Origin of the sequence: Rheinheimera sp. 4Y26 (assembly GCF_025245835.1) — a bacterium.
Taxonomy (GTDB): Bacteria; Pseudomonadota; Gammaproteobacteria; order Enterobacterales; family Alteromonadaceae; genus Pararheinheimera.
In genome coordinates this window covers 1-13,393 of the sequence record NZ_JAOBWS010000005.1, presented here as the reverse complement: position 1 = coordinate 13,393, position 13,393 = coordinate 1, and the positions used below count along the sequence as shown (strand labels likewise).

Below are 13,393 nucleotides of genomic sequence, written 5' to 3'. Positions count from 1 at the left end.
TATTCCACAAATACGGCTTTGGCTTAACGCTCCAACAGCACCGGGTATTTCAGGTAACTCTGATCATAAAAAGGTGAACGCTGATAAAACCAGTTCAGTCTGGCCCGGCCATCTTTTTTCAGTTTGTCATCCTGTTTTTCCGCCTCAGCAAAAGCTTGTTTGAGCTTGGTGTCGGTTTTTAACTGCTGTTCAATCCACGGAATTAAAGCATAAGTTTCAAAATATTCGGTGCGTTCAAACATACCGTGGAAAAAACCCCAGCTGAAAAAAGAGTCTGGCGCCTGGGGTTGTAATAATGCCACCGCCAGTGCACCTAACGGCTGATCGGTGCTGACGCGCACAGAACCTGCCGGCAAACTGACATTCTGCCAGCGTGTGTCGAAACTGGCGCTGACGCCAAAACGGCCTTCAAAAGGTTTTTCGGCAAACCTGGGTTCAGAAGCGACCAGCTGCTGCAACTCCAGCGTTTTGGCACTGCTGATTTTACTCATTTTCACGCCATGCAGCGCCAGGCGCTCTATCACATCCTGATATTGCGGCGGGATCCAATAAGCTTTGGGCACTTCCACTTCCTGCGCCGGCACTTTTTCCCAATATACAGGTAAGTCTTTGTATTCTTTAGGCTCTCCTGTCCATTTTACATAAGGGCCTTTGAGAATGTCACTTTGCACCAGCTCATAACGAATGCCTTTAAACTGGATAAGATCAGGCTGCTCAGCTGCTTTAAATGCCAGCACCTGTTGTTGTGGCCGCGCATTTTCATCGGCTTTTTTCGCCAGTTGTAAAACTTTGCCTTGTTCCTGCAATAACTTCAGCGTTTGTTCCAGCATCACATAGGTGCCCAGCACCCGCTGTTTATAGGGTTTTAAACTATGGTTTTCCACCAACACTGTCGGCAAATGCCGTACATCACCATAACCATTGGAGAACCTTGGTGTTGAAGTCGAGCCGGATAGGCCCTTGCTGAAATCCTGCGGGTCCAGACCAAACACCAGAGGCCCGGGAATATGGCCCTGGCGGCTTAACGCTTTATCAATAGCCGGGCGGTACACCTGCGATAGCCAACTGGCTCCGTTCGGGCTTAAACTGGCAAAAGGTTCATTAAAACCATAAGTGATGTCGTATTGATAATCCTCACCGTCGGTGACATGAATATCCAGATATAAATCAGGCTGATACTGATTAATGGCCTTGAGTACAGCCCGCACTTCAGGGCTGTCAATTTTGGCATAATCGCGGTTGATATTCAGATTCTGTGCTGTACTGCGCCAGCCCTGAATGGCAGGCCCACGCTGATTCATCCGGTTAAAACTGCCACGCCTTTCATGGGCATCCACCGACAAAATCGGAATAAACAACAAGTCAACGTTGTTTAAAAGTGCCGCTTTGTCACCATGGACTATGTCCCGCAGCAACATCAGGCCAGCGTCTTTGCCGTCAATTTCACCGCTGTGAATACCGGCCTGCACCAATAAGGTAGGCCGGCCGGAGCGGCCAATTAAATCCGGTTGCTGGCTGGCTTTGACCAGCACTATATCGCGCCCCTGCGGGCTTTGACCCAGAACTTCGAGGCGCAGTGAAGGCGCGCTTTCCACCAGTTTTTTCAGATAAGTCATGGTGCTTTGATAATCCGGGCTGTCGGTCAGGCCCGTCAGTTCAGCCGGAGTCACCCAGGGATGAGCCGGCTGGATCAGACTTTCTGAAGCTCCTTGCCAGGCGGCAACAGGTGGCAAATGGTTGTCAGCAAACACAGGCAATGCCAGTGCCGCCAACACAGCTAAATACAAAGTTTTCATCGGGAAAAGGTCACTCCGGCACCAAGTAGTTTTTGATCAAGACCGGCCTTACGCTGTCTGGCAAGGCCCTGGTTAAATTTGCGGATAATGTCACTGCAAGGCAAATAGTTGCGTGAACATACCAGATAAGCGCGCTGCACTGTCAAGGCTGGTTTCGACAGATACCTAACTTTTGCTGTTGGTGTTGGCATCTGCTGTAACAGTTGATGCGCCACCACCGGATCCATCAGCACAAAATCCACTTTGCCTGACAACAAATTCTGCAGACTGATGTAATCAGACACCGCAGTTTCCAGCGTTATTTCACCTCTGATGGCATCAAATTCAGCCCCATAAAAATAGTTGGCAGTTACCCCCAGACGATAGGGGCGCAGTTCATCCCAGCGTTCAGGGCTAAAATCCTGCTCCACCCGCCCTATCAGTTGTTGTTTAATGTCTACCAGGGCATCGGAAAATAACCAGTCCTGTTCCAGTTGATTGGTTTTAAACCATAAAAAAGAAGCGGTATTGGGCTGCTGCGCTGCTATTGGTACATTCTGCCAAGGCATAAATTGTACTTTGGTGGCAACACCACTGCTTTGAAAAGCCTGCTGCACCAAATGTGTCAGCACGCCTTGTGGCTCTGCAAGCTCGTCAATATAAGGTGGATAACTATCAACCACCAATGTAAGTGGTTGCTCAGAAGCCGCAGCACTCTGCAGCCAGAGTACTGCTAATGGGATCAGCCAAAAAGGCAAAGACAACAACTTCATCAGGCTCACCGATCGAACGACAGGATGTTCAGCCTAAGGCAAGGCGACAAAAATGTATAGCCGCCTTTGGGAAACAGACTGATTTAGCAAAGTGTCTGCTGCTTTATCCGGCAACATGAGCCCGCAGTCTTTGAAACATCAGGTAAAAAAAGAGCCTGAGATCAGGCTCTTGTTCATGTCAGCGCATCAGCGGGTCAAATGACTCAATCTTGCTGCACTCACGCCATCGTATGCACTCACGCCGACGTTTGCACTCACGCCATCGTATGCACTCAGGCCGGCGTTTTGATGCGGTACACAGAGCAATACAACAGCGGTAAGAACAACAAAGTTAAGATGGTGGCAAAACCCAAACCAAACATAATCACCACCGCCATACTGGCAAAAAAGTCATCGCCCACCAACGGGATCATACCCAGTATGGTGGTAATAGCCGCCATGGCCACAGGTCGCACCCTGCTTACAGCGGAATGGAACACTGCGTCAAATGCTGCCCTGCCTTCACTGAGCTCAAGCCGGATCTGATCCACCAGCACTATGCCGTTTTTCACCAGCATGCCGGATAAACTTAAAAAGCCCAGCAGCGCCATAAAACCAAAAGGTACACCAATCAGCAACAAACCAAGGGTTACACCAATAATGGCCAGCGGCACACAAGCCCAGATCACCAGGGCATCGCGGCTGGAATTAAACAGCAGCACAGTGATCACAAACATCACCAGATACCCCAGCGGTAAAGAGCCAAACAAGGCCTTTTGCGCTTTGGTCTGGGCTTCCAGCTCGCCGCCCCAACTTAAGCTGTAGCCGGTCGGCAACGGAATGGCTTCAATCTGTGGTTTCACCCTTTTTAATAAGTTGGCTGCAGTGTCGTTGCTTAAAATATCGTGATCAGCCATCAGCGTCAGGGTGCGTTTGCGATCCCGGCGCATAATTTGTGGGTCTTCCCACACCAACTCAAAACTGCTGACTACCTGACTGATAGGAATATAACGGCCAATTTTCGGGCTGTAGATCTGTAAATCTTTTAAGCTGTCGACACTGCTGCGTTCATTGAGCGGTGGCCGGCTGATAATAGGCAATAAATGGGTACCGTCGCGGTAAATACCCACAGTTTTGCCGCTGACGTGGGTCAGTAGCACATCATCGATATCCTGCTTGGTAATACCGGCACGGCGCGCCACAGCTTCGTTAAACACAGGCCGAATGACCTTCACCCGCTCACGCCAGTCATCACGGATATTGGTGGCGCCAGCGTCTTTTTGCATCACAGCTTTGGCTTCTTCACCAAGCGCACGCAGCACATCCGGGTCCGGCCCGCTGAATCTCGCTTCAAGTTTGGCCGCTGTTGAAGGCCCCACTTCCAGCCGTTTTAATTTTTGCTGTAACCTCGGGTGCTGCTGCAAAATAAAGTCACGCAGCTTCAGCATCACAGGCTCTAACTGGCTTTTATCCTGTACCCGCACTATCAGCTGGCTGTAAGATGGGTAAATTTTTTCCGGCTGGTAGGTCAGCATAAAACGATCAGCGCCCCGGCCTATGGTTGCAGTCACAGCTGTCACTTCCGGCTGTTGCTGTAAAAAGGCCGATACCAGCTGGTTATCTTCCAGCGACTGGCGGATATCAGTACCGGCAGGTTGCCATAAATCCACCATAAACATCGGTGTATTGGAGGCCGGGAAAAACACCTGTTTTACTTTGGCAAAGCCCAGTATCGCCAACACCAACAACAATAACATGACGCCGTAACTGGCCACTCTGTAACGCAGCACCAGGCTTAATAACCGCCGGTAAAGGTCGAAAATCAGGCCACGGTATAAAGCGTCTTCCTGCGTATGACTGTCGACACTTTGCGGCTGTTTAAACAATAAACTGGCAAAAAACGGCGTCAGGGTAATAGCAGTGACCCAGCTTAATAACAGACTGATTAATAACACCCAGAACAAGCTGCCGGCAAATTCGCCCGTGGCGTCACTGGAAAGCCCGATAGGTGCAAAAGCAGTCACGGCAATCACAGTAGCGCCCAACAAAGGCCACTGGGTTTGCCGCACTATCTGTGATGCGGCCGATCTCAGCGGCAGCCGTTTTTGCATGCCAATCAGAATACCTTCAACAATCACAATGGCGTTATCGACCAGCATACCCAGCGCAATAATCAGCGCACCCAGCGATACACGCTGCAGCTCAATCTGCATTTGCTGCATAAAAATAAAGGTACCCAGCACAGTCAGCAGCAAAATAAGGCCGATTAAAAAGCCACTTTTGAGCCCCATAAACACCAGCAGCACCAGGATCACTATCACCACGGCTTCTACCAGATTCAGGATAAAACCATCGACCGACACCTGCACTTCTGAGGGCTGGTTGTACACAGTGCTGACGTCCATGCCAACAGGCCGGGTGTACTCAAGTTCAGCCAGACGGGCCGTTACGGCCTGTCCTACATCCACCACATTGACACCACTGCTGAATGACACGCCCAGCGTTAACGCCGGTTTGCCGCCAAATCGTACTATGTGTGACGGCACTTCCTGACTGGCGCGATACACTTTGGCCACATCACCCAGATAAATCAGCTCTTTGGCCGCCGGATTACTGATAATCAGCTGCTCCAGCTCTTTGACGGACTGAAACTCACCACTGGGGTAAATCCGCACACTGTCAGGCCCGACTCTGAGCGAACCGGCATTGGACACCACATTCTGCGTTTGCAATAAACTGGCAATTTGTGCCGGTGGAATGCCTAAAGACGCCAGCCGCGAGCGGGAAATTTCAACAATCACCTGCTCCTGCTGTACACCACCGACTGAAACTTTGCCAACCCCGTCCACCAGCACCAGCTCACGGCGCAGAATGTCCACATAATCACGCAGCTCATCATCGCTGTAACCATCGCCGCTGATGGCATACAACATGCCGTACACGTCACCAAAGTCATCATTGACCATCGGCGGTTTGACGCCTGGTGGCAATTGTGGGGTTAAATCATGCACTTTACGGCGTAATTCATCCCAGATCTGCTTCAGCTCTTTGCTGCGGTAAATGCCCTTCATCTCCACCATAATTTGTGAAGTGCCGGCAGTGGAAATCGAAGTGACATGGTCAACATAAGGCAACTGCTGAATGGCATTTTCCAGCGGATAACTGACTTCTTCTTCCACCTGCTGCGGCGAAGCGCCAGGGTAACTTGTGATCACCATGGCTTGTTTCAGCGTAAATTGTGGGTCCTCCAGCTGGCCAAGCCCGAGATAACTTAAGCTGCCGCCAATTAATAAAATCAGCGCCACCAGCCAGGAAGAGGTGGTATTTTTTATAAAATAATGTGCAGCATCCATCTGTTACAGCCCCCGCTCACGCTGCCATGGCCGCACTTTTTGTCCTTGCTGCAACTGCTGGGTACCGGCAGTCACCACTTGCTCACCCACAGAGAGGCCTGAGCGGATTTGAATACCTTCGGCCGTGAGTTCACCTGTGGTGACAGCACGGCGCTCTACCTGCTGACTTTCTGGCCGATAAACCCAGACAAAACGCTGATTGTCTTTAAGCGCCACATCATTGGCGGCAAATACCGCAGTGGCCGGCACCAACAGCGCCGCATCCGGCTGATGGGTTAACTGGCTTAAATCAGCAATGACATTGGCTGTCATGCCAGACAGCACATTAAATTCTTTTGGCGTTGGCATGCTGAACACCACTTTAAAGCTGTTGGTGGCAGGGTCGGCTCTGGTATCCCACTCTTTAATGCTGGCGCGGTATTGATGGGCCGGGTAAGAGTCAAACACCACCACCGGCTGATAAGAAACGTCTTTTTTCACCAGGGCTATCACGTCTTCCGGTACCTGAATGACCACATCCACCATATCGCGCAGTTGCAGCTCCAGCACCGGCTGTTGTGCCTGCACGTTTTCATGGTTTTCCACTAAGGATCGTGACACTGTGCCGCTAAAAGGCGCCAACATTTCGGTGTAACTTAAATTGGTCTGGCTGGTTTTGAGGTCAGCATCGGCCACCTGTAGCTGGGCTTTAGCTTCATCAAACATAGCCTGTGACACCAGTTTCTGGCTAATCAACGAATTGGCCCGGTCAAACTGCGCTTTGGATAATTGATAACGCGCCTGCGCCTGTTCAACTTTTAATTTAAAATCAGTGGCATCGAGTCTTGCCAGCAACTCACCTTTTTTCACCTGCTGGCCCGGCCGTACTTTAAGCTCGGTTAGTTTACCGCTGACTCTGAAGGTCAGACGGGCATTTTCGGTGGGCTCCACCAAAGCAGGAAACTGCCGGATTGCCTGCGCCTGCAGATCACTGACCTGATGTAATTTTACCGGCCGGATCACTTCTGAACTTTGTTGCTGCTCAGCTTTCTGGCAGCCCAATAACGGCAATGCCAATAAAAAGGCGGTGATCTTTAAGTTTTTGCCCATGCAAGGTTGCTCCATCAAAACATCAGCCAAATTCGGTCTGGCACTATACAAGCCAACACATCCAGATTAAATTTATATTTATTGCACATCTTTATAAGATTAACTTATGAACCTGACCAGCCTACAGATTTTGCAAGCCATCAGCCAGAGTGACAGCCTGCAACAGGCGGCACTGCAACTGCACAAAACCCAGCCTGCACTTAGCATGGCGCTAAAAAAACTCGAGCAGCAATGCGGCTTTACTATAGTCGACCGTAATCACTATCGCTTAAGGCTCACCGAAGCCGGCCAGCGTTTTTACCAGCAGGCACAGCAGCTGCTGCATCAGCATGCACAGCTCAAATCTCTGGCCAAACATTTAAGCCGGGGTGCTGAAGCCAGTTTGCGCATTTCCTTTGACGAAGCGGTGGAACCTTCGGCCTTAATGCCCGCTATTTTGCAGGCGCAGCAACTATTTCCTCAGACTGAACTGTCGATTAGTTTTGATTACCGGCTGCAGGCATTGGAAAAACTGAAACATCAGCAAACCGATTTGGCTATCAGCCCCTGGTTTCCGGTTTTTATCAGTCTGGGGCAGTTTGAACCTGTGGCTATTGGCGAATTTGATCTGTTATGTGTGGCAAGCCCGGGGTTATTGGCCAGACTGCAGGAACCATTGCAGAGCATTCAGCAGCTGCATGTGCTGCCGCAGCTGGTGGCAGACTCTAACGCCCTTGATTTTGACAGTGGTAAATTGCTGCCGCTGCAAAGTAGTCAGCGGCTGAAAATTAATAACAGTCAGAGTATGAAACAGGCACTGCTGGCTGATTTAGGCTGGGGCATGCTGGCGCGGCATCAGGTACTGACCGAGCTGGAAAACGGCAGCCTGCTACCGCTTTATACCAAAGAGATGCCAGGGCCAATCCGGGGGGAAGTGCATCTGGTGAAACACCGTGATCAGTTGCTCGGCCCTGTGGCCGACTTTTTATGGCAACAATGGACATCACAACAGCAGGTTCACAGCTAAGCGGTATATCAAGCGCTCTGCAGTCCGCTTGCCCTGGACATCACCGGCAATTGCAGCTGCATTGTCTTCTACATAAAAAAGCCCTGCAAAAGCAGGGCAATCAGCAAGGAACTACATTGGTCACTTAGCTTGATGCAGTGTCTGCATTCAGCTCAGCCAGATACCACCACTCCCCTCAGAGCTGTGGTACCTAAGCTTTTCACACTGACTCAGAAACGGTAGCTGGCGCCAACCTGATACAGGGTTTCGTCTTCATCATCCAGATAGTCAACACGTTTTAATGACGCATTCAGCGCCAAGTTTGGCAGGGCAAACCACTGACTGCGGACTTCATAAGCATCTGCTTCGGTTTGGAAAATGCCTTTGGAATCCCACTCATAACCTAAGCCAACCGACAGGTTTTTGCCAAAGTAGTAGTCGGCAGCCACGTTGTAGCCGGTCCAGGTTGAGTGGTGGAAATTACGCATACCGGCGGTAATCGCGATAAAGTCGCCGGTATCTAAATCCAGTAATTTTTTTGTGCTGGCGCCGTATTCCAGATAAGTGCTGCCATCAACATCTTTCACATGGTAAATATCACCGGTCACTAACCAGTCGTTTTGCACAAAAAAGCCCAGTTTGGTGGTGGCTTCATATTCTTTGCTGTTGTTAATAAAACGCCAGTCAAAAGATGCATAAAAGTCGTGACGGCTGTCCATATACTCGCCACCGACAGACCAGCTGTTGTTGTTGGCTTCAAAAGCACCATATTCAACGCTGTCGCGGCTGAAAGTACCGTGCAGGCTGGCCTGACGCTGCATAAAAGCCGCCTCAGCCAAAGGCACTGCGCCTTCAGTTTGTACCGGTGCTAAATAAAAACGTTGTTTCAGGTTCCATGAAGATAAGTCTGCACCTTCGATATCGGCCCAGCCGTAGTTCACATCAGTTTGTGACTGATAAGAACCGGCTACAGCAGTTGCAGACGCCAAAGATAACAAAGCAGGAACAAGAACAGGGAAAAGATAAGATTTCATAAAATGCCCTCCGGCTGTAGATAACGGGGGCAAGCTTACCAAAAGAAAAATTAATTAAAACTGAATAGAGAAAATTTTTAATAAATAATGCCGATAAATGCAAAATATAATTTATTACAATTAAAATTCATCCACTTACAATTTATATCTTGCATTTATCTATGTTAAAAACAAGCTGAACATCAGATTCAGCTAAAATAAAGCTTACTAAATCTCCAGCAATCCTGCTTTTAAGGCATGAACTTGATCACGTAGCACTGCAGCCTGTTCAAACTCCAGATTTTTCGCATGTTGCAGCATCTGCGCTTCCAATTTTTTAATCTCAGCCTGCACCTGATAAGGTGTTTTGCCTTTCACCAGTTGCAGATGCTCCGCCACTTTTTGTTGTGGCTGGTTATTTTTTGCATCCTGGCCCAAGTCCATCACATCGCCGATTTTTTTCGAAATTTGTGTTGGCGTAATGCCATGCTGCTCGTTATAAGCCATTTGTTTGGCACGGCGCCGCTCGGTTTCATCAATGGCTTTTTGCATCGAACCCGTCATGCGGTCAGCATACAAAATGGCTTTGCCTTTTACATTCCTTGCCGCCCGGCCTATGGTCTGAATAAGCGAACGCTCAGAACGTAAAAAACCTTCTTTATCGGCATCCAGAATAGCCACCAGGGACACTTCCGGAATATCCAGACCTTCCCGGAGCAGGTTAATGCCTACCAACACATCAAAAACGCCAAGGCGTAAATCGCGGATAATTTCCACCCGCTCCACAGTGTCGATATCCGAATGCAGGTAACGTACTTTGACATTATGCTCGTGCAGGTAATCGGTTAAATCTTCCGCCATTTTTTTGGTTAAAGTGGTGACCAGAATACGCTCACCCAGTTTGGCGCAGCGATAAGCTTCAGATAATAAATCATCCACCTGAGTGGCCACAGGACGGATCTCAATCACAGGGTCAATCAGACCTGTTGGCCGCACCACCTGCTCCACCACTTCACCGGCTGATTTTTCCAGCTCATAAGCTGCAGGTGTGGCCGACACATAAATACGTTGTGGTGCTATGGCTTCAAATTCATCAAATTTCAGCGGCCTGTTATCCAGTGCCGACGGCAGGCGAAAACCATAATTCACCAGATTTTCTTTACGGGAACGATCCCCTTTATACATGGCGCCGATTTGTGAAATAGTGACATGGGATTCGTCAATAAACATCAAGCCATCGGCCGGGAAATAATCCAGCAAAGTTGGTGGGGGTTCACCTTCGGCGCGGCCGGATAAATAGCGTGAATAGTTTTCAATGCCCGAGCAGTACCCCAGCTCCACCATCATTTCCAAATCAAACAAGGTGCGCTGGCCAATACGCTGCTCTTCAATCAGCTTATTTTCCGCCAGCAGCTGAGCGCGCCGTGCCGCCAGTTCAACTTTAATGCGGTCGACAGCTTCGAGGATCTTCTCCCTGGGCGTCACATAGTGGGTTTTTGGATAAATAGTGTAACGCGCTACGACTTTTTCCACTGCGCCTGTTAATGGGTCAAACAGGCTGATACGTTCAATTTCTTCATCAAACAGTTCCAGCCGCACCGCCAGCTCATCCGACTCGGCCGGAAAAATATCAATCACATCACCACGCACCCGGTAAGTGGCACGTTCAAACGCCATGTCATTGCGCTGATACTGCAGCTCCGCCAGCCTTCGCAGAATAAAACGCTGATCAACAATGTCGCCCACTTTCAGATGCAACAGCATCTTCATATAAGATTCCGGGTCACCCAAACCATAAATGGCGGACACTGAAGCGATAATCACCACGTCACGGCGCTCCATCAGCGCTTTGGTGGCCGACAGTCGCATCTGCTCAATGTGCTCGTTAATGGAGGCATCTTTTTCGATAAAGGTATCACTGGCCGGTACATAAGCTTCCGGCTGGTAATAGTCGTAATAAGACACAAAATATTCGACGGCGTTATCGGGGAAAAACTCTTTCATTTCCCCATAAAGTTGCGCTGCCAGCGTTTTGTTGTGCGCCATAATGAGCGTCGGCCGGTTTACCCTGGCAATCACATTGGCCATGGTAAAAGTTTTGCCGGATCCGGTAACACCAAGCAAAGTCTGATGGGCCAGACCCGCCTCTAAACCATCTACCAGTGCCGCAATAGCGGTGGGCTGATCGCCGGATGGCTGATAAGGTGAATGAAGTTTAAAATCGCGTGACATAAGCTTTCCCTGTAAAAAACGCAAAAGCAACCAGCCTGATATCTTGAATCACAAAGGCCGGACGGCCTTGGATTCTTCGCACTGCTACAGCGTTTTTGCCCTTTGTAAATTGGCCAGGGTGCTGTGAAACCAATAATAAGCAATGGCAGCAATGATAAAGTTTGCCAGCAAAGCGCCACTATAGACGCCCAGCACACCAAAAAGTTTGCCACCAAGCCAGGCCATAGGCACATAAAACACAAAAAGCCGCACCACACTGAGGCCAAGCGCCCGCATCGGCAAATGCAGCGCATTAAAAGAGGAGTTGGTTAAAATCACTATGCCTTGTAAACCGTAACCCAAAGGCAAGATCCAGATAAAACTGCGGATCAGCGAAATCACTTGTGGATCATCAGAAAACCACAGCGCTATCCACCAGGCGCCGGCAGCCAATAACAAATAAACCGCAAACTGCCAGCCCAGCACAAAACGGATACAAAGCTGATAACCGGTTTTCACTCTTTCCAGTTTTCCGGCTCCCAGATTCTGACTGACAAAAGGTGGCAAAGTCATCGACAGCGCCAGCACCACTAAGCAGGCGATACTTTCAAGCCGGGCGCCGACACCATAAGCGGCCACTGCATGGGCGCCGTAACTTGCCATCACAGCAGTTAATATCGCCATCGCCAGCGGTGTCAGCATATTGGCGCCCGCTGCCGGTAATCCTATATGTAAAATACGTTTACTAATCGCCAGAAACTCAGCAAGCGGCTGATGGCCACTGTTAATCAGGCCGCGACGGTAAATGATCAGATACAAAATCAGGCTGAAACTCACCAGCCAGGAAATCAAACTGGCAATGGCCGCACCTTCAACGCCCATTGCAGGAACTGGCCCAAAACCAAAAATCAGTATCGGATCCAGCACCGCATTCACCAGACCAGAGCAGGCCATCATTAAACTCGGCGTTTTGGTATCACCGGCGGCACGCAACACGGCATTGCCGATCATCGGTGTGATTAACAACACCGCGCCGGCAAACCACCAGCTCATATAATCATGAATAAAAGGCAGGGTATCGTCTTTAGCCCCCAAAAGACGAAACAACGGATCCATACAGAGATAACCGACCAAAGATAAAGCCGCGACCAGATAAGCAGACAACCACAGCGCCGCCAGACCATCGGCCTTCGCAGCAGAACTATCGCCACTGCCATGGGCTTTGGCTATCAGGGCCGAGGTGCCGATACTTAAACCTATTGCCAGGCTAATCACAGTAAAAGTCACCGGAAAGGTAAAACTAACTGCCGCCAGCTCTTTGGTGCCCAGCATACTGATAAAAAAAGTGTCGACCAGATTAAAAGACATTAAGGTGATCATGCCAAACAGCATAGGCACCGTCATGTTGGTTAAAGTGCTTCGGATATCACCCTGAGTCATATCGGTTTTTTTTAAAGCTGTGTTGCTCATAGGCGGAGTCTTGAGGCAAGGGTGCGCTATTGTAGTGAAAAGTTGCAGCGAGCTCCATCAACAGCCACAACTTTTATCTGTTGTGTTGATAAAGCCATAAAACGCTTGATCAGGTGCAGAACACCACCACCTGAACTTTAGCAGCAGCCCTGCCTTCAACAGAGCGCGGATCCAGCATAAAAGCTGGCATAGATCCCGGAACAAAACATCAAAAGGGCAGAATTTAGCCGGCTATCGCACAAAAACAGTTCACAATTGCCATATTGCCGACATCTGCAGCAGAAAAAGCAGCACTTTGCCGCGCCATAAAAAAGCATTTTTAATAAGTTATTGTTTTTTAAAAGATATATATTTTTTAATTTAGATATTGATCTGGCGCTAAGCCGCATTATTGCTGGCTTCACACAGGAGTGACACCAGTCATCCACAAAGATATCCACAGATTCTGTGAGTAACCTGCGCCAGCCCTTACCAGCTATAGGCTGGCGCCAGATCAGATCTTTGCTGCTATTGGATCACTACAAAAACAGCAAAAAAACAGCGGCATTTGTTACTTTTTCGACACTTTGGCTAAACAATCGGCAAGTGAATCAGAATCAAAGATTTGTGCTGGTTTAACTGTTGACAGCCTTAAATAGGCGCATTAGTATGGCGCCCCGTTGCAGACACAGTTCCTCAGTAGCTCAGCCGGTTAGAGCGGCGGACTGTTAATCCGTAGGTCGTTGGTTCGAGTCCAACCTGGGGA

Annotated in this window: 8 protein-coding genes and 1 tRNA gene; 2 read left to right on the top strand and 7 right to left on the bottom strand. The window is 49.4% G+C overall.

The window, feature by feature from the left end; translation table 11 throughout:
* Nucleotides 1-23 precede the first annotated feature (23 nt).
* The 4 genes from N3Z11_RS08060 to N3Z11_RS08045 all read right to left on the bottom strand — a co-directional run bounded on the left by N3Z11_RS08060 (nucleotide 24) and on the right by N3Z11_RS08045 (nucleotide 6,969).
* Entirely contained in the window at nucleotides 24-1,796 is a 1,773-nt protein-coding gene (locus tag N3Z11_RS08060; RefSeq protein WP_260656653.1) for a M14 family metallopeptidase, read from the bottom strand.
* Nucleotides 1,793-2,548, bottom strand: a complete 756-nt coding sequence (locus tag N3Z11_RS08055) for a substrate-binding periplasmic protein (protein WP_260656652.1) — start codon at nucleotides 2,546-2,548, stop codon at nucleotides 1,793-1,795. The genes N3Z11_RS08060 and N3Z11_RS08055 overlap by 4 nt, the downstream gene beginning before the upstream one ends.
* Before the next feature lie 272 nt (nucleotides 2,549-2,820).
* Nucleotides 2,821-5,880, bottom strand: coding sequence for an efflux RND transporter permease subunit (locus N3Z11_RS08050; RefSeq protein WP_260656651.1), 3,060 nt, complete (start codon nucleotides 5,878-5,880; stop codon nucleotides 2,821-2,823).
* Between the two features lie 3 nt (nucleotides 5,881-5,883).
* Entirely contained in the window at nucleotides 5,884-6,969 is a 1,086-nt protein-coding gene (locus N3Z11_RS08045) for an efflux RND transporter periplasmic adaptor subunit (protein ID WP_260656650.1), read from the bottom strand.
* Between the two features lie 106 nt (nucleotides 6,970-7,075).
* Here N3Z11_RS08045 and N3Z11_RS08040 point away from each other — a divergent pair, with 106 nt between their 5' ends.
* Nucleotides 7,076-7,975 carry a LysR family transcriptional regulator gene (locus N3Z11_RS08040; RefSeq protein ID WP_260656649.1) on the top strand — a complete coding sequence of 300 codons (900 nt, stop codon included), beginning with the start codon at nucleotides 7,076-7,078 and terminating at the stop codon, nucleotides 7,973-7,975.
* 209 nt (nucleotides 7,976-8,184) lie between these two features.
* On the opposite strand, the gene N3Z11_RS08035 is transcribed toward N3Z11_RS08040, so the two are convergent.
* The 3 genes from N3Z11_RS08035 to N3Z11_RS08025 all read right to left on the bottom strand — a co-directional run bounded on the left by N3Z11_RS08035 (nucleotide 8,185) and on the right by N3Z11_RS08025 (nucleotide 12,648).
* Complete coding sequence (locus tag N3Z11_RS08035; protein ID WP_260656648.1) at nucleotides 8,185-8,988, bottom strand: putative porin; 804 nt, start codon at nucleotides 8,986-8,988, stop codon at nucleotides 8,185-8,187.
* A gap of 207 nt (nucleotides 8,989-9,195) precedes the next feature.
* Entirely contained in the window at nucleotides 9,196-11,199 is a 2,004-nt protein-coding gene (uvrB, locus tag N3Z11_RS08030; protein ID WP_260656647.1) for an excinuclease ABC subunit UvrB, read from the bottom strand.
* An 84-nt stretch (nucleotides 11,200-11,283) separates the two neighbouring features.
* On the bottom strand, nucleotides 11,284-12,648 hold the full coding sequence (locus tag N3Z11_RS08025) for an MATE family efflux transporter (RefSeq protein WP_260656646.1): 1,365 nt from the start codon (nucleotides 12,646-12,648) through the stop codon (nucleotides 11,284-11,286).
* 672 nt (nucleotides 12,649-13,320) lie between these two features.
* Between N3Z11_RS08025 and N3Z11_RS08020 the strand changes: the two genes are divergently transcribed.
* A tRNA-Asn gene (locus tag N3Z11_RS08020) sits at nucleotides 13,321-13,393 on the top strand.